At 66.9% G+C, this 15,853-nt stretch carries 11 protein-coding genes and 1 pseudogene; 1 reads left to right on the plus strand and 11 read right to left on the minus strand.

Annotated features, from left to right (window positions below):
• Positions 1–80: 80 nt before the first annotated feature.
• The 6 genes from AC5RUH_RS12730 to AC5RUH_RS12755 all read right to left on the minus strand — a co-directional run bounded on the left by AC5RUH_RS12730 (position 81) and on the right by AC5RUH_RS12755 (position 8,165).
• Complete coding sequence (locus AC5RUH_RS12730) at positions 81–1,772, minus strand: dipeptide ABC transporter ATP-binding protein (protein WP_494128750.1); 1,692 nt, start codon at positions 1,770–1,772, stop codon at positions 81–83.
• Complete coding sequence (locus tag AC5RUH_RS12735; RefSeq protein WP_494074150.1) at positions 1,769–2,737, minus strand: ABC transporter permease; 969 nt, start codon at positions 2,735–2,737, stop codon at positions 1,769–1,771. Before AC5RUH_RS12735 ends, AC5RUH_RS12730 begins: the two co-directional genes overlap by 4 nt.
• Positions 2,730–3,656: an ABC transporter permease gene (locus AC5RUH_RS12740; protein ID WP_494074149.1), complete on the minus strand. Its 927-nt coding sequence runs from the start codon at positions 3,654–3,656 to the stop codon at positions 2,730–2,732. The genes AC5RUH_RS12735 and AC5RUH_RS12740 overlap by 8 nt, the downstream gene beginning before the upstream one ends.
• Positions 3,657–3,780: 124 nt before the next feature.
• On the minus strand, positions 3,781–5,421 hold the full coding sequence (locus tag AC5RUH_RS12745) for a peptide ABC transporter substrate-binding protein (protein WP_494074148.1): 1,641 nt from the start codon (positions 5,419–5,421) through the stop codon (positions 3,781–3,783).
• Between the two features lie 255 nt (positions 5,422–5,676).
• Entirely contained in the window at positions 5,677–6,213 is a 537-nt protein-coding gene (locus AC5RUH_RS12750) for a hypothetical protein (protein ID WP_494022613.1), read from the minus strand.
• A gap of 131 nt (positions 6,214–6,344) precedes the next feature.
• Entirely contained in the window at positions 6,345–8,165 is a 1,821-nt protein-coding gene (locus AC5RUH_RS12755; RefSeq protein WP_494128751.1) for an ABC transporter ATP-binding protein, read from the minus strand.
• Between the two features lie 80 nt (positions 8,166–8,245).
• On the opposite strand from AC5RUH_RS12755, the gene AC5RUH_RS12760 reads away from it, so the two are divergent.
• Positions 8,246–8,869 (plus strand): PH domain-containing protein, encoded by a 624-nt coding sequence (locus tag AC5RUH_RS12760; RefSeq protein WP_494128752.1) that lies wholly within the window; start codon positions 8,246–8,248, stop codon positions 8,867–8,869.
• Positions 8,870–8,909: 40 nt separating this feature from the next.
• On the opposite strand, the gene AC5RUH_RS12765 is transcribed toward AC5RUH_RS12760, so the two are convergent.
• The 5 genes and pseudogenes from AC5RUH_RS12765 to AC5RUH_RS12785 form a co-directional block, all read right to left on the minus strand.
• Positions 8,910–9,938 carry an ABC transporter permease gene (locus AC5RUH_RS12765; RefSeq protein ID WP_494000318.1) on the minus strand — a complete coding sequence of 343 codons (1,029 nt, stop codon included), beginning with the start codon at positions 9,936–9,938 and terminating at the stop codon, positions 8,910–8,912.
• The gene (locus AC5RUH_RS12770) at positions 9,935–11,476 is read right to left on the minus strand and encodes an ABC transporter permease (protein ID WP_494049643.1); all 1,542 of its coding nucleotides are present in this window, start codon (positions 11,474–11,476) and stop codon (positions 9,935–9,937) included. The genes AC5RUH_RS12765 and AC5RUH_RS12770 overlap by 4 nt, the downstream gene beginning before the upstream one ends.
• Positions 11,477–11,687: 211 nt before the next feature.
• Entirely contained in the window at positions 11,688–13,475 is a 1,788-nt protein-coding gene (locus AC5RUH_RS12775) for an ABC transporter family substrate-binding protein (RefSeq protein WP_494075562.1), read from the minus strand.
• Between the two features lie 381 nt (positions 13,476–13,856).
• Positions 13,857–15,662, minus strand: a complete 1,806-nt coding sequence (gene selB / locus AC5RUH_RS12780) for a selenocysteine-specific translation elongation factor (protein ID WP_494128753.1) — start codon at positions 15,660–15,662, stop codon at positions 13,857–13,859.
• Position 15,663: 1 nt separating this feature from the next.
• Positions 15,664–15,853 (minus strand): annotated as a pseudogene (locus AC5RUH_RS12785) (L-seryl-tRNA(Sec) selenium transferase); the annotation flags it as partial.

Genomic DNA, 15,853 nt, shown 5'->3' on the forward strand with positions numbered 1-15,853 from the left:
ACTCCATTGTAATCCGCAACGCCACTCATGGCCTAACGGGGCCCCGGACCCCGGGCCGGCGACGGGGCCGGAATCCCGTGTCAGGCCACCTCCGGCGGCAACTCCAGGCTCGCGCCGGGAATGGCGGCCAGCAGCTCCTGCGTGTACCGCTGCTGCGGAGAATCGAAGACGCCGTCCGTGGTGCCGGCCTCCACCACCCTGCCCTTTTCCATCACGGTGACGTGGTCGGCGATCTGCCTGACCACGGCCAGGTCGTGCGTGATGAACAGGTAGCTCAGCCCCAGGTCCTGCTGCAGGCCCGCCAGCAAGTCCAGGATCTGGGCTTGGACCAGCACGTCCAGCGCGGAGACGGCCTCGTCGCAGATCACGACCTCGGGATCCAGGGCCAGCGCACGCGCGATGGCGACCCGTTGGCGCTGGCCCCCGGAGAGCTCGTTCGGGAACCGGCGCATGGCGGACGCCGGAAGCGCCACCTGGTCCAGCAGCCGCCGGACCTTGGCTTCACGGCTCTTGCGGTCGCCGATGTTGTGCACGCGCAGCGGCTCCTCGATGGTGCGGAAGATGTTGTACATGGGGTCCAGCGATCCGTAGGGATCCTGGAAGATCGGCTGGACCCGCCGACGGAAGGCCAGCAGTGCCTTGGCGTTGAGCCCGGTCATGTCCACGCCGTCGAAGACAATGCGGCCGCTGGTCGGCGACTCGAGGTTCAGGACCATCTTTGCCACCGTGGACTTGCCGGATCCCGACTCCCCCACCACCGCCATCGTGGTTCCGCGCTTGATATTGAAGGACACATTGTCCACGGCGGTGAAGTCGGTGGACTTCCCAAACCCGCTGCGCAGTTTGAAGACCTTGGTCAGGTCCTTGACCTCGATGACATTGTCCGTGGCTTGGGCCTCCTGGCCGACCGGGGCCAGCAGTTCCGTGGTTTCGATGCCGGCGGCCTTCGCCGACTGGATCCGCCGCGAGGCCAGGGACGGCGCGGACTCGACCAGCCGCCGGGTGTAGGGGTGGCGCGGGTTCTGCAGTATCTGCAGGGCAGGACCCGACTCCACCACCCGGCCCTTGTACATCACCACCACCTTGCGGGCACGTTCGGCGGCCAGGCCCAGGTCATGCGTGATCAGCAGGACGGCGGTGCCAAGGTCCCGGGTCATCGATTCCAAGTGGTCCAGGATCTGGCGCTGCACCGTCACGTCGAGGGCCGAGGTGGGTTCGTCGGCAATCAGCAGCCGCGGCCGGCACGACAGGCCGATGGCGATCAGGGCGCGCTGGCGCATGCCGCCGGAAAACTCGTGCGGGAACTGCCGTGAACGGCTGGCGGCATCGGGCAACCCCGCCTCGGCCAGCACTTTGGCCACCGCGGCGTTATCGGACCGGAGCCCGTTGGCGCGCAGCGTTTCCCTGACCTGGAAGCCGATCTTCCACACCGGGTTGAGGTTGGACATGGGGTCCTGGGGCACCATGCCGATCGAATTGCCGCGCAGTTCCACGATCCGCTGGCTGCTGGCGCCGGCCAGGTCTTCCCCGGCGAAGACGATCTGCCCGCCGGAGACCCGGCCGTTCTCCGGGAGCAGGCCGATGGCCGCCAGCGCGGTGGTCGACTTGCCCGAGCCTGATTCGCCCACTATCGCCACGGTCTCCCCCGGCATGACGGTCAGGTGGGCGTCTTTGACCGCTTCCACGTCGCCGGTGGACGTTCGAAACGTAATCGCCAGGTCTTTGATCTGCAGCAGGGGCGCGGCGCCGTCGACTTCGCGGATGTGCGTCATCGCTTCCTCGCCTTCGGGTCAAGGGCGTCCCGGAGGGCGTCGCCGAGCATGATGAAGCTCAGCACGGTGACCGACAGCGCCAGTGCCGGCCAGAGCAGGCTGGCCGGGTTGGAGCGCAGCGACACCTGGGCCGCGGAGATGTCATTGCCCCAGGACATCACGTCGGGCGGCAGCCCAATGCCCAAAAAGGACAGGGTGGCCTCGGCCACGATGAAGATCCCCAGGTTCACGGTCACCACCACGATGACGGGCGCCAGCGAGTTGGGAATGACGTGTTTGACCAGCGCGGCAAGCCTGGAGACGCCCAGCGACCGGGCCGCCGTGACGAAGTCGGCGTTCCGCACGGAAATGACAGCGCCCCGGGTGATGCGGGCCACCTGCGGCCAGCCGAAGACCACCAGCGTGATGACCACCGTCCAGACGTTGCGGTTGGCCCGGAACAACGGCAGCTGCATGATGATGATGGCGCCGAGGATCAGCGGCAGCGCGAAGAAGACGTCGCCGATTCGGGCGATCACCGAGTCCAGCCAGCCGCCGTAGAACCCGGCGACGGCGCCGAGCGTCCCGCCGATCAGCAGGGCGCCGAGCGTGGCGAAGATACCCACCGTCAGCGACGCCTGGGTCCCGTAGATGATGCGCGAATAGACGTCGCAACCCTGCTTGGTGAACCCCAGCGGGTGCCCGGGCGCCGGTCCGCCGTCGGAATTGGCCAGCAGGCAGTTTTGCGCCGGCGGCGTCTGGGTGAAAATCCACGGGAAGAGCGCCACGACGATGACCAGCACCAGCAGCAGCGCCGAGATGATGAAGAGCGGCTGCCTCCGCAGGTTCCGCCAGGCTTCGGCCCACAGGCTCAGCGGCTGGACATCCTCGTCGACCTTGTCAGTCGCCAGCAGCGGCGTTTCGTCCAGCGGCGCCACGAAATGCTCGATGGCCTGGTTGTCGCGTTCCAGCGGTTCTCTAGGCATAACGGATCCTCGGGTCGAGCCAGGCATAGAGCACGTCCACCAGCAGGTTGGCCAGGATGTACACGAGCACGAGCACGCTGACGATGGACACGATGGTGGGGCCCTCGCCCCGCAGCACCGACTGGTACAGGCGCTGGCCGACGCCGGGGACGTTGAAGATGCCCTCGGTCACGATCGCCCCGCCCATCAGGGCTCCGAGGTCGGCGCCCAGGAACGTCACGACCGGGATCATCGAGTTCCGCAGGATATGCACGACGACGACGCGCGGCCGGGACAATCCCTTGGCCATTGCGGTGCGCACGTAGTCGGCGTTCATGTTCTCGATGATGGAGGTTCGGGTCAGGCGCAGCACGTAGGCCAGCGACACCAGGCCCAGCACGACGGCGGGGAGTATCAGGTCGGACCAGCCCGCCTGGGCGCCGACCGTGGGTCTGGCCCAGCCGAGCTTGACGCCGACGAGGAACTGCAGGACGAAACCGAGGACGAAAATCGGGATGGCGATGACGATCAGCGAGGCGACCAGCACGGTACCGTCAAACATCCGGCCCTTCCGCAGCCCGGCGATCAATCCGAAGAGGATGCCGAAGACGGCTTCGAAGATCAGCGCGAGGATGGCGAGCCGGACCGTGACCGGGAAGATTTGGGCGAGCACCTCGGCGACGGGCCTGCCGGAGAAGTCGTTGCCGAGGTTGAAGGTGACGAGGTTTTTCAGGTAGAGGACGTACTGGATGAGGAACGGCTGGTCCAGGTTGTACTGCGCCCGGAGCTGGGCGGCCACGGCGGGGTTGACGGCCCGGTCGCCGAACAGGGCCTGGATGGGATCGCCCGGCAGCGAAAAAACGAGGAAATAGACCAGGAACGTGGCGCCGAAGAACACCGGGATCATCTGCAGGAAGCGGCGGAGAATGTACCAGAGCACTAGCTTCCTCCTTGCGCCCGGCGTGCCGCCAAGTGATGGATCATCAATCCTGCCTCTCGGTGGGATCGGGAGCTGGGGCGCGTTGCGGGGGCCCGGCCGCGGCCAGGCCCCGCAACGCCCGGGGTCACTTGCCGGTGATCTGGTGGTAGATCGGCACCCCGTTCCAGGCGGTGTCCACGTTCTCAACGACGGAACTCCAGCCGACCTGCCGGACCTGGTACCACAGCGGGATGGCGGGCAGGTCCCGCATCAGGATCTCCTGCGCCTCGTTGAAGATCTGGTTGCCCTCTTCCGGCGTGGCCGCACCCAGCCCGTCACGCAGCTTCTGGTCGAATTCCTTGTTGGAGTAGTCGCCGTCGTTGGAACCCGCTCCGGTGCCGTACAGCGGCCCGAGGAAGTTGTACAGCGACGGGTAGTCGGCCTGCCAGCCGGCACGCGCGGCGCCGGTCATTTCCTTCGCCGTGACCTTGGTCCTCAGCTCGGGGAAGGTGGCGTACGACTCGAACTGGGCGTCGATGCCGAGCACGTTCTTCAGGCCGTTGACGACTGCTTCGATCCATTCCTTGTGCCCGCCGTCGGCGTTGGAAGCGATGGTGAACGTCCTGTCGCCCCACGGTTCGATCTTGTCGGCTTCCGCCCACAGCCGCTTGGCCTCCTCCTCGTTGTACTGCAGCACTTCGTTGCCGGGGATGCTGTCGCTGTAGCCGGTGAGCACGGGGGCGGTGAACTCGGTGGCCGGCTGCCGGCCGCCCTGGAAGATCACCTGGGTGATCTCGTCCCGGTTGATCGCCATGGAGATGGCCTGCCGCCGCAGCTGGCCGGCCTCGCCGGTCCATTCGTCCAGGTACTGGGGAATGACGATGGTCTGGTTGCCGGCATACGGCTTTTCCAGCCAGCGGCCCTCGCCGAGGTCGGTCTTGAAGTTTGCCAGGGCGCTCGGCGGGATGGTGTCGAGCACGTCCAGGTTGTCCGAGAGCAGGTCCTGGTAGGCCGCCTCGAAGGACGAATAGAACTTGAAGGTGATCCCGCCGTTCTGCGGGGTCCGGGTGCCCTGGTAGTCCGGGTTCGGCACCAGTTCGATCTGCACGTCGTGCTGCCACGCGCCGTCGCCGCCCAGCATGTAGGGACCGTTCCCGACCGGGTTCTCCCCGAAGGCCTCCATGTCCTCGAAGGCCACGGGCGGCAGCGGCACGAACGCCGTGTAGCCCAGGCGCAACGGCCAGTCGGATTCGGGCTGGCTCAACGCCACGGTGAAGGTCGTGTCGTCGACGACCTTGAGCCCGGACATCTCCTTCGTGGTCGCGCCCTCGGAGCTGACCTCGTCGTATCCTTCGATGCTTTCGAAGAAATAGGCACTCAGCTGGGCGTTCTCGACGGCGGCACCGTAGTTCCAGGCGTCCACGAAGGAACTGGAGGTGACCGGGTCGCCGTTGGTGAACGTCTGGTCCGGCTTCAGGGTGATCGTGTAATTCTGCGAGTCCTCGGTCTCGATGGATTCCGCCACCTCATTGACCGGTTTGCCCTCGGGATCGTAGCTGATCAGCCCCTCGAAGATGAGGTCCACCACGCGGCCGCCGCCGACCTCGTTGGTGTTGGTGGGGACCAGCGGGTTCTGCGGCTCCGTGCTGTTGGCCGTGATCACCGCCTCGGCGTTGCCGCCGCCGGCCTCCGTGCCGCCGCCACCATCGCCGCCCCCACAGGCCGTGACCGCGAGCGCTGCTGCGGCTGCCAGTCCAACCAGCCGGGATGTTCGAGCGAAACGCATGCCGCCTCCTCAGGTACCGTGCTCCATCCGGCGGCTTGTGACGCCGGACCTTTCCGCGCCGGCATGGATCTCGGCCGCGCAGGCTCAGGTGGCACCAGCATATGCGCCAACTGTGACGCTGATAACAGGCCGTGCTTCCAATTGGGTTGCAATTTGGTGAAAAGGGATGCTAAAGCGGCCGCTGCCGACGTTCCGGGCCCGGCGGCCCGAAACGAACGCTCTCCGGGCGACGGCGACGGACCGGTCTCGGTCCGCTCAGGACAGCTCGGCGAGCTTTGCTTTCCAGTAGGCACGCCAGTGGTCGAGCTGCTCGGTCGACTCGAGCCGTTCATGCTGCACTCCCACCGAGGACTTGCCCGAAGGCTTCTCATAAATATGCACGCTGACCCGGGAGCCGTCGGCCAAGCCGCAGCGCCAGTACCGCCACTTGGCGGTGTCGCTCAACTCGGGTCCGCGAGTGACCGCGATGCCCGAGAATTCCTCCGCCGCACCCACCACGGCCACCCACTTGTTCCGCGCCTCATCCATGCTTCCGGTGACGGTCTTGCTCACCGAGGTTTGGAACTCCCCGTCGCAGTCCTGGCCGGGCTGGCGCCGGCCGATCTGCTGTTCGTAGGCGACGGTGGCCGTCTGCGCCCACCAGCCGTCCGCGAGCCCCGACTCGTGCAAGGCAGCGGCGATCTCCTTGTGGCTGAGTTCCTTGGCGTTAATTCCGGCCAAGTACTCCTCCACTTCGGCCCAACTGACGCCGATGCCCTTTTCGATCGCCTCGATATTCATGCTGCGTACCACTAACACTCCTGGATTGCGCGATGACCGGCGGCACCGTCGCGGCAGCGCACCGGTCAGGGGCGGCTGAGCCCCCGCCGCCATTTCATCATGGGCGGGGGCTCGGCACTGTGGATGGCGGGCTTGCGGGTCTGTCAGTCGCCGGCGGCCAGCAGCTGGGCGCGCAGCTCGCGGCGCTCGCGCTGCTTTTCCGGATCGGGCAACGGCACTGCCGCCAGCAGCCGCTGGGTGTACACTTCCTGCGGGTTGCGCAGGATCTCGTCCCGGGTGCCCTGCTCAACGATCCGGCCGTGGCGCATCACGCAAATGCGGTCCGCGAGCACGTCGATGACGGCCAGGTCGTGGGTGACGAACAGGCAGGCGAAGCCCAGTTCCTGTTGCAGGTTCTGGAACAGGTCCAGCACGGTGGCCTGGACCGACACGTCCAGCGCGGAGGTGGGTTCGTCCGCCACCATCAGTTTCGGCTCCAGCGACAGTGCCCGGGCGATGCCCACGCGCTGCTTCTGGCCACCGGAAAGTTCGTGCGGATAGCGGTTGCGGTACGCGCGCGGCAGCTCCACCTGGTCCAGCAGCGCCTCGATCTTCCGCTGCAGGGCGGCACCCTTGGCGACGCCGGCGAGGTACATCGGTTCGCCGATGCTCTCGCCGATCGGCAGCCGGGGGTTCAGCGAGGACGACGGGTCCTGGAACACCATGCCCACGTGGCGGCGCAGCGCGTGCAGCTGCTTGGGCCGGGCGCCGGCGATCTCGTGGCCCACCACCCGCAGGGAGCCCTCCGCGACGGGCAGCAGTCCCACGGCGGCGCGGCCAATCGTGGTCTTGCCCGATCCGGATTCTCCGACCAGCCCGACCACCTGTCCCGGATAGATGGACAGGTTGGCCCCCTCCACGGCGCGGAAGGCGGGCACCCGGCCCTGTTTCGGATATTCGATGGCCACATTGGTCAGCTGGAGCACCGGGTCGCCCTTGGCCGATTCATGGCGTGAGTGCGCCAGGGCTTCGGCGTTTTCGCGTTCGCGCCGCTGCAGCTCGGTCTCGTCGATGCTCAGCGAGACCCCGGTGGCGGCGGCCAGCGCCGCCGTGAGGTCGACTTCCGTTCCGTCCTCGGGGCGCCCGCCCAGGTGCGGCACGGCGGCCAGCAAGGCCTGCGTGTATTCGTGCCGGGGGTTGTTGAAGATTTCCAACGCGGTGCCGGCCTCCACGATGCGGCCTCGGCGCATCACGGCGATCTTGTCGGCCAGGTCGGCGACCACGCCCATGTCGTGGGTGATCAGCACGATGGCGCTGTCCAGTTTGTTGCGCAGGTTGCGCATCAGGTCCAGGATTTCGGCCTGGACGGTAACGTCCAGGGCGGTAGTGGGCTCATCGGCGATCAGCAGTTTGGGGTCGCAGGAGAGCGACTGGGCGATCATGGCGCGCTGGCGCTGGCCGCCCGACAGCTGGTGCGGGTAGGACCGGAAGGCCTTTTCCGGGTCGGGCAGCTCGACGAGCTCCAGCAGCCGCAGTGCCCGCTTCTTCGCCTCGCTGGGCGAGATGGCATAGTGCAGCCGCAGCGTTTCCACGATCTGGAACCCGATGGTGTACACCGGGTTCATCGCCGTCATGGGTTCCTGGAAGATCACGGCGACGTCCTTGCCGCGCACCTGCCGGAGCTTGGCGCTGCTGAGGCCCAGGATCTCCCGGCCGTTGAGCTTGACGCTTCCGGTGGCACGGCTGTTGGCCGGGAGCAGGCCCAGCAACGCCATCGAGCTGGCGCTCTTGCCGGAACCGGATTCGCCCACGATCGCCAGGACCTCGCCGGCCTTGACATCGTAGGTGAGGCCAATCGCGGCCGGCACCCACTCCTTGTCCACGCCGAAATCCACGCTGAGGTTGGTGACCTCCAGGACGGGTGGTGTTCCGCCGGCCGTCTCCAGTTTTCCTGCCGGCAGCGTCGGATCGATGATTTCAGTCATAGCTGGTCTTTCCCTTCCAACCTGTCGCAGTTGGTTGTGGCTACTGGAGAACCGGTACCCGGTCCTGAAACTATGGGGGCATGACAACGTCTGCTGCCGCCGGCACCACGGTCTTCCGTCCGCGCTCCGCGACCTGGTTCACGGGAAGCGTCTGGGCGATCGTGGCGGTCAGCCTGGCGTCCTCGGTGCTGACCCACGGCCCGGGCAGCCTGCTCGTCTCCTGGCCGCTGCTCGCTATTGCCTATCTGACCTGGTGGCTGGCCTGGTATCCCGCCGTCGTTATCGACGACGACGGCGTGGTGTTGCGCAACCCGGTGCGGACCGTCTCCGTGCCCTGGGGAGCCCTGGCGACGGTGGACACCAAGTATGCGCTGACGTTGGTTACCCCGCACGGCAAGTACACCTCGTGGGCGGCACCGGCTCCCGGCATGTTCGGCGTCCACCGCGCCCGCGCCGATCACGTCCAGGGGCTTCCGGAGACCACCTACGGGCCGGCGCAGTCGGTCCGCCCCGGCGATCTCGCGAACACCGATTCCGGGGCAGCCGCGTACTACGTCCGCAAGCGCTGGGCGGAGCTGCTGGCTGCTGGCAGCATCAGCATCGGAGATGCCGACAACGTCCCGGTGGGACGGACACCGAACTGGGCGGTCCTCGCCGTCGGGACGGCGCTCGCGGTACTCAGCGTCGTAACGCTGGCCCGCTGAGCCGGGCCTCACGGGGCCGGGCAGGCGATGGGTGCCCATCCTAGACACCCGTCGTCGCGGTGGTTCCGGTCTCGGGGTGCGCGGAAACCGCTGCCGCCTTCGCCCGCTTGGCATTGAACTTCTTCTGCCGCGGGTCGAACGCGTCGCGCAGTCCGTCGCCGATGAAGTTGATGCACAGGCAGATGGCCACGATGAACATGCCCGGCCACCAGAACAGCCACGGGCGGGTCTGGAACGCTTCCTGGTTCTGGCTGATCAGCAGGCCCAGCGAGACGTCCGGTGCCTTCACGCCCAGGCCCAGGTAGGACAGGCTGGTCTCCAGCAGGATCGCCGCCGACATGCTCAGGGTCACCGAGACGATGATGACGCCCACGGCATTCGGCAGGATGTGCTTGAAGATGATCCGGGCGCTGGAGGCGCCGGCGATCCGTGCGGCGTCGACGAATTCGCGCTCGCGCAGGGACAGGAATTCCGCCCGGACCAGTCGGGCCAGGCCGGTCCAGATCACGCAGCCGACGAACAGGCCCAGGAAATACGGCTGGATGCCGGGCCCGACGGCCCGCCCGGCGACTTGGCCGAGCACCGCCGCGATGATGATCAGCGGGATGACGATGACGACGTCGGTCAGCCGCATCAGCACCGCTTCGACCCAGCCGCGGAAGTAGCCGGCGAGTGCGCCGATGACCACCCCGATGGCGCCGCCGACCAGGCCGATGATGAACATTACCGCCACGGAGATCTGGATGCCGCGCATGGTCTGGGCGAAAGTATCGCGGCCCAGCCGGTCCTGTCCGAACGGATGTTCGCCCAGGCTGAAGGGGAAAAGCTGCAGGGTGGGCGCTCCCGAGTTCACCATGTCGTTGACGCCGTTGTGCGTGTACTTCCACCAGCCGGGCAGGCCGAACATCCCGCTGGACGAATAGGCGATCAGCAGGATCAGGCCAAAGACCACCAGGCTGACGACGGCTGCCGTGTTGCCGATGAAGCGCCTGCGGACGATCTGGCCCTGGCTGAGGCCGGCCTTGTTCTCGTTGGTGGCTGCGACGGGTTTCGTTGCTGTGGCGCTCATGCCTTTACCCTCACTCGCGGATCAAGCGCGGAGTAGACCAGGTCCGCGACAAGGTTGAACACCAGTGCCAGGATGCCGGTGATGAGGAAGACACCCATCACCGGATTCGGGTCGACCCTTTGCAGCGCCTGGATAAACAGCTGCCCCATGCCGGCGAAGGCGAACACCTGCTCGGTGATCACCGCGCCGCCGATCAGCCCGCCGATATCGAAGGCGACGATCGTGGCGATCGGAATCAGCGCGTTGCGGAACGCGTGGCGCATGACCACGGTGCGCTCGCCCAGGCCCTTGGCCCGGGCGGTGCGGATGTAGTCCATGTTCATGATCTCCAACATCGACGACCGCGAGTAGCGGCTGTACGACGCCAGGGAAATCAGCAGCAGCGCGACGGTGGGCAGCAGCAGGTGGGTGAACGTGTCGAGGCCGTGGACCCAGTAGTCGCCCTTCAGGTTCGGCGTTTCCGAGCCGATGGTGGCGATGGGCCGCTGGTTGACACGCCCGTTGGTGAAGTAGGTGGGCCATGCCTGCATGAAGCGGTCGAGCGCGATGAGGCATCCGACCAGGAAGGAGGTTATCGCCGCGGCATTCATGCTCTGGCGGCGGTCATAGCCGCCCATCAACCAGCCGACCGCGAGCCCGACCAGGACGGCGGCAAGGGCCAGCAGGAAGATCATCAGCCCGGTGGCCTGGGCCAGGAGCGGCTGGATCGGGAAGTAGATGATCACGCCGATGCCGACGCTGATGAGCGCAGAGTAGAGCGCCTTGCGGTTCTTCAGGCCCGCGGCCAGCAGGGTGATGCCGAAGGCGATGCCGACGCCGCTGATGGCGATAACCGCCAGGCCGAGCCCGGGAGTCTTGAACCACTGGGTGACCGACAGACCCCAGAACACTGCGGCAGCCAGCAGGAAACCGATTCCGGCGGCGCCCAGTTTCCGTTTGTAGCTGCCGTTGGCGCAGACGAACCACACGGCCGCGCTGACCAACCCGATGATGAGGATGGATTGCAGCGGTATGTCGGGATTTTTCAGGAAGTTATTGAATCCAATGGCACCGAATTCTTTCAGCAGGACGGCTACCCAGAAAACGGGAAGTGAAAAGAATAGGAACGCCATGAAGGTGATGCCGTAATCCAGGGCGCTGTACTGGCGCAGTGCCGAAACAATGCCCAGGGAAACACCAATGATGATGGCGAGGACTGTTGCCGCCGTGACCAGCAGGATGGTCATGCCCATGGCCCGGCCCAGTTCGACGGTGACCGGCTGGCCGTTGACGGCATAGCCCAGGTCGCACTGCGCCACGAACGGGACGACGCACTTGGCGGCGCCCGCCAGCCAGCCGAAGTACCGGATGGGTGCCGGTGTGCCCAGGTCGAGCAGCGCGATGCGCTGCTGCATGAGCTGCTCCTTGTTCGCGGCGTTGCTTTCCCGGAGGTCGTGCAGGGGATCACCCGACAGCGCCGTCAACTGATAGACCAGGAAAGAGGCACCTAGGAGAATGAGCACGGCGGTGAATAACCGCCGCACAATGTAGGTCACCATAGCGTTTTTAACCTCGTTGGTATGTGTCTGCGGATCTTGTGGATCCGGCATTTTCACAGTGAGTGTAATGCAGGTTACACACGAGCGGAATTTGGGAAATCCCAATCACTTATGCGGGCAAATCCGGTGGTAAATGGCGCAAGGCGCCGGGACCGTGGTACTCAAGGTCCCGACGCCTTGCATGCTATCTGCCGAGGAACAGGCGGGGCGGTTACTTAACCTTCCACTCCCAGAAGTTCCACCAGACGCCGGTCTGGTTCGGCATGTACTTCACACCGTCGATCCGCTCGCTGTTGTAGGCATCGATGCCGACCGGCTGGAACAGTGGCAGGCCGTAGAACGAATCCCAGACGATCTTGTCGATCTGCTTGATGAGTTCGTCCTGCTTCTCCGGCTCCGTGGTGACGATCAGCTCGTCCATCAGGGCGTCGGCTTCCTTGCTCGAGAAACCGTTGTAGTTGGAGTCGGCCTTGGTGCGGAAGATCTGCGGCACGCCGCTGACGCCCACGCCCGGGGAGATCCAGCCGAAGATGGTGGCATCGTAGGTGCCGCCGCCCAGGGCCGAGCCCCAGTCGGAGCCGCCCAGGCCGCCGTCGACGATCTTGAAGCCGGCCTTGGAGGCGGATTCCTCGATCAGCGTGAAGGCGTCCACGCGGTTGGGGTTGTCCTTGTTGTACATGATCCGGACCTCGGGCGTGGCGCCGGCCAGCAGCTCCTTGGCACCCTCGATGTCGGCTTCCTGGTAGTTCTCGGAGCCGTTGTTGGCGGCGGAGTCCTCGTACCCGGCCTGCGCCGGCACGAAGAACTGGGAATCCAGCGGCTTGGCCTCCGGATCCAGCGGAGCCATCAGGCGGTCGACGATGGCCTTGCGCGGCACGGCCTTCATGAACGCTTCGCGGACGTTGGCTTCCTTGAAGACGCCCGAGAAGTTCAGGTCGATGTGGTCATAGGAGAGCTGCTCGCCGCGGTTGACGGTCACGCCCTCCAGCCCTTCGAGCAGTTCCACGGTGTCGGCGGACGCCTGCGGGGCGATGATGTCCACTTCGCCGTTCTTCAGCGCCTGGACCTGATCCGGAGCGGCGCCGATGTAGCGGATGGTGATTTCCTCCACGTTCGGCATCGGTCCGAATTCGTAGGCCTCGTTGCGGACCAGGGTCATGGACTGATCAGGAGTGATGCTGTCCACGATGAACGGGCCGGTGGAGAGGTAGAGGCTGGCGTCCGACGGGAGGGTCTTGCTGTCGAAACCGGTGTTCCAGAAATCGGCGACGGCCTTGAGCTCTTTGTTCTCGGCCGGCTTGTCCGGGTTGCCCTTGGGGCTCTCGCTGATCAGGTCGACCAGTGCCTGCTCGTCTGCCAGTCCGGCCTTCTCGGCCACCACGTGGGCCGGGCTGTCCAGGACCCCGTAGGAGATCTCCCAGTCGGCGAACGGCTTGGAGTACTTCAGCGTAATGGAGCGGCCGTCGTCGCTGATCTCGGGCTTGTCGGTCAGGCCCAGGCCGGAGGTGTCGCCGGCGTAGGAGAAGTAGGCAGTGCCCTTGTCGACTTCACCCTCGTCGTTGTAGGTGGCATCGTCGAAATGGCCGGAGTAGACGGCCCAGGCGAGCAGCAGGTCGCCGGCGTCGACCGGGTTGCCGTCCGACCAGGCGACGCCCTCGTTGACCGTGTACTTGATGGTCAGCGGGTCTTCGCTGACCTTCTCGTAGGTGCCGAATTCTTCGTTCTTGACCACGTTGAGTTCGTTGTCGATGTAGTTGAAGTCCGCATGGGTCAGGTACGAGATCTTCGAGTTGATATCGACGTTGCCGACGGCCGTGTCCGAGTTGAAGGAGCTGAAGGCGTTCACTTCAGCGACGCTGATGGAACCACCGGCTCCAGCCGCGGTGGAATCGCCTGTGCCCTCGGGGGAATTTCCGCCACCCGAAGTCGCGCAGGCGCTCAGGGCCAGGGCTGCAACAGCCGCGACCCCGATAGCTTTGGAAGTACGTCCGAAACGCATTCCGCCTCCTTGTTTCTGTCTTTGGAAGGTCCCCTGCAGTGCTGCAGGGGACGGACATAGACCGCGTCGCCTGAAGTTCAACGAGCTTCCCGCCGAACGTGGCATGTCTCACACGCAATAGAGCGTAAACCGGAACCCCTCGGCTTGGGTATAAAAACTTCGCTTCATATCCGGTTGTTACCGAGATGCAACCTTAAAGCCACGGGCCGCCACGGGGCGAAAACTTCGACCCCGGGCGGGAGTCGGGGCCGGATGCCCGGAAACACGGCGATCCCGGCCTGTGGGAGGGCTGGGGGCACCGCCGGAAACGGTTGCCTCAGACAAGTTTCAGTTATCGGCGGCTAACCGATTCGTGTCCGGGTCGCCGACCGCCGCGGCCCCTTAGCCCGTCGATTGGGCCCGACGCACGAGGGTCCGCTGGCCGGAGTCGAGCCGTCGTGTCCAACCGCGTGCGTCGAGGTGTTCGAGCAGCGGGATGGCCACCCGCCTGGTGGTGCCCAGAGCCCGGCGTGCCTCGCTGGCCGTGAAGGGCTCGGGCAGGCGGGCCAGTTCCCGCATCGCCAGGGCGGGCGCCTGCGGAAGCAGCACAACCCCGCCGGCAAACCGGAGCAGGCGCCCGCTGCGCTCGGCGGCGGCGAGTTCACGGTTGCCGAGACCCAGGGCCCTCAGCTCGTGGGCTTCGGGGGCGGCGAAGGGTTCGGATCTGAGGCGGCGCTCCAGCGTGCTGACCGCGTTCTCGGCGGCGCCGAGGCCGCCGTGCCGGCCTGGCAGCCGGACGTATCCGCCGACCTGTTCCAGCCCGGCCTCCCGGACGGCCGCGTCGAGAACCGCGTTTCCTGCCGGTCCGAGCAGGTCAACGGCGGCTCCGCGGGAGAGGCCGGCCGCCAGCGGGTCCCGCTCCCCCAGTTCCAGCACTGCGGCCCGAAGCCGCCGCCGCCAGTCGTCGAAGACGGTTGCGTGCACCCACCACTCGCCGAACGCCCGGACGTCGCTGGGGACCTTGTTGGGCGCCGAGACGCCCATCCGGCGGAGGTGTTCACTGCGGACGGCACCACGGCGGGCCACCTCGATGAGCGCGTCGCCGGCGGGAGGCATCGCCGTCAGGCTTTCGGCGCGCCTGGCGCTGTCCCCGCGGCGGTCGAGCGCGGGCGGGTCGACGTCGAGGACTTGGACTCCGGCCAGCACCGACCGGCTGCCGTCGGCCCGCAGCACCAGGCGGTCGCCGACCGCGAGCGGGAGCCGCCAGTCGAGGGTCAGCCGGGCGTGGTCCTCGTTGAACGGGCGCACCCGGCACGGCACGGCTGCGGTGCCGATGTGGGCGAGCAGGTGCCGCGGCCCGTCGGGGAACGCCGCGCCCATCGTGCGGCGGACGTCGATGCTGTCCACGAGGAGCCAGGCGTCTTCGGACAGGAGGACGTCGCCGCGACGGATGCCGCCGGCGGCCATGCCGCGCACATTGACGCCGACCCGGTTGCTCGGACCAATGGTCGGAAAGGCTTCGTTGCGGCTGTGCAGGCCCCGGACCGACACCGGCCGGAGGCTGCCGTGGCCCGCGAGCTGCAAGCGGTCGCCCACGGCCAGGCAGCCGGCTGTCAGCGTTCCGGTCACCACCGTTCCCGCGCCGCTGATCGTGAAGGATCGGTCGATCCACAACCGCACGCGGCCCGAGGGGTCGGTTGCGGGGAGGGAGGACAGGGTCGTATCCAGTACCTTGCGCAGCTCGTCGAGGCCGGCTCCCGTGACCGCGGACACGGCGACTGCCGGCGCGTCGCGCAGCCCGGTGCCCGCCAGCTCCGCCCGCACCCGCGCGAGGACCTCGTCGGCCCGGCCCGGGGCGCGGTCGCTGCGGGTCAGCACCACCAGCCCGTGGGTGATGCCCAGCGCCGCGACGGCGTCCCGGTGGTCGCTGGATTGGGCCTGCCAGCCTTCGTCCGCGGCGACGACGAAACATACGGCGGGAACGGGGCCGAGCCCGGCCAGCATATTGCCCAGGAACTTCTCGTGCCCGGGCACGTCCACGAGCGCCACGTCCCTGCCCGACGGGAGCACGGTCCAGGCAAAACCCAGGTCGATGGTCAGGCCGCGGCGCCGTTCCTCGGCCCAGCGGTCGGGCTCCATTCCGGTGAGCGCGCGCACGAGGGTGCTTTTGCCGTGATCGACGTGTCCCGCGGTGGCCACCACGAACATGTCAGGAGCCCGTGGTTCGCTGCTGGTCGTCGATATGCGCCAGCGCCGAGCGCACGGCGGCGGCGAGCCGCTCGTCGTCGGCCTCGGGCACGCAGCGCAGGTCCACCAGGCAGGCACCGCGGTGGACCCGGGGCAACACCACGGGGTCGCCCGTCCGCAGCCGTCGGGCGGCCGCTTCGGGCAGCCGGACG

This window comes from Arthrobacter sp. Y3223166, assembly GCF_059090935.1.

Coding starts and splice junctions, on each gene's coding strand:
- AC5RUH_RS12730 (WP_494128750.1), bottom strand. CDS start 1,772: ATGACGCACATCCGCGAAGTCGACGGCGCCGCGCCCCTGCTGCAGATC.
- AC5RUH_RS12765 (WP_494000318.1), bottom strand. CDS start 9,938: ATGAGCGCCACAGCAACGAAACCCGTCGCAGCCACCAACGAGAACAAG.
- AC5RUH_RS12735 (WP_494074150.1), bottom strand. CDS start 2,737: ATGCCTAGAGAACCGCTGGAACGCGACAACCAGGCCATCGAGCATTTC.
- AC5RUH_RS12745 (WP_494074148.1), bottom strand. CDS start 5,421: ATGCGTTTCGCTCGAACATCCCGGCTGGTTGGACTGGCAGCCGCAGCA.
- AC5RUH_RS12775 (WP_494075562.1), bottom strand. CDS start 13,475: ATGCGTTTCGGACGTACTTCCAAAGCTATCGGGGTCGCGGCTGTTGCA.
- AC5RUH_RS12760 (WP_494128752.1), top strand. CDS start 8,246: ATGACAACGTCTGCTGCCGCCGGCACCACGGTCTTCCGTCCGCGCTCC.
- AC5RUH_RS12755 (WP_494128751.1), bottom strand. CDS start 8,165: ATGACTGAAATCATCGATCCGACGCTGCCGGCAGGAAAACTGGAGACG.
- selB (WP_494128753.1), bottom strand. CDS start 15,662: ATGTTCGTGGTGGCCACCGCGGGACACGTCGATCACGGCAAAAGCACC.
- AC5RUH_RS12770 (WP_494049643.1), bottom strand. CDS start 11,476: ATGGTGACCTACATTGTGCGGCGGTTATTCACCGCCGTGCTCATTCTC.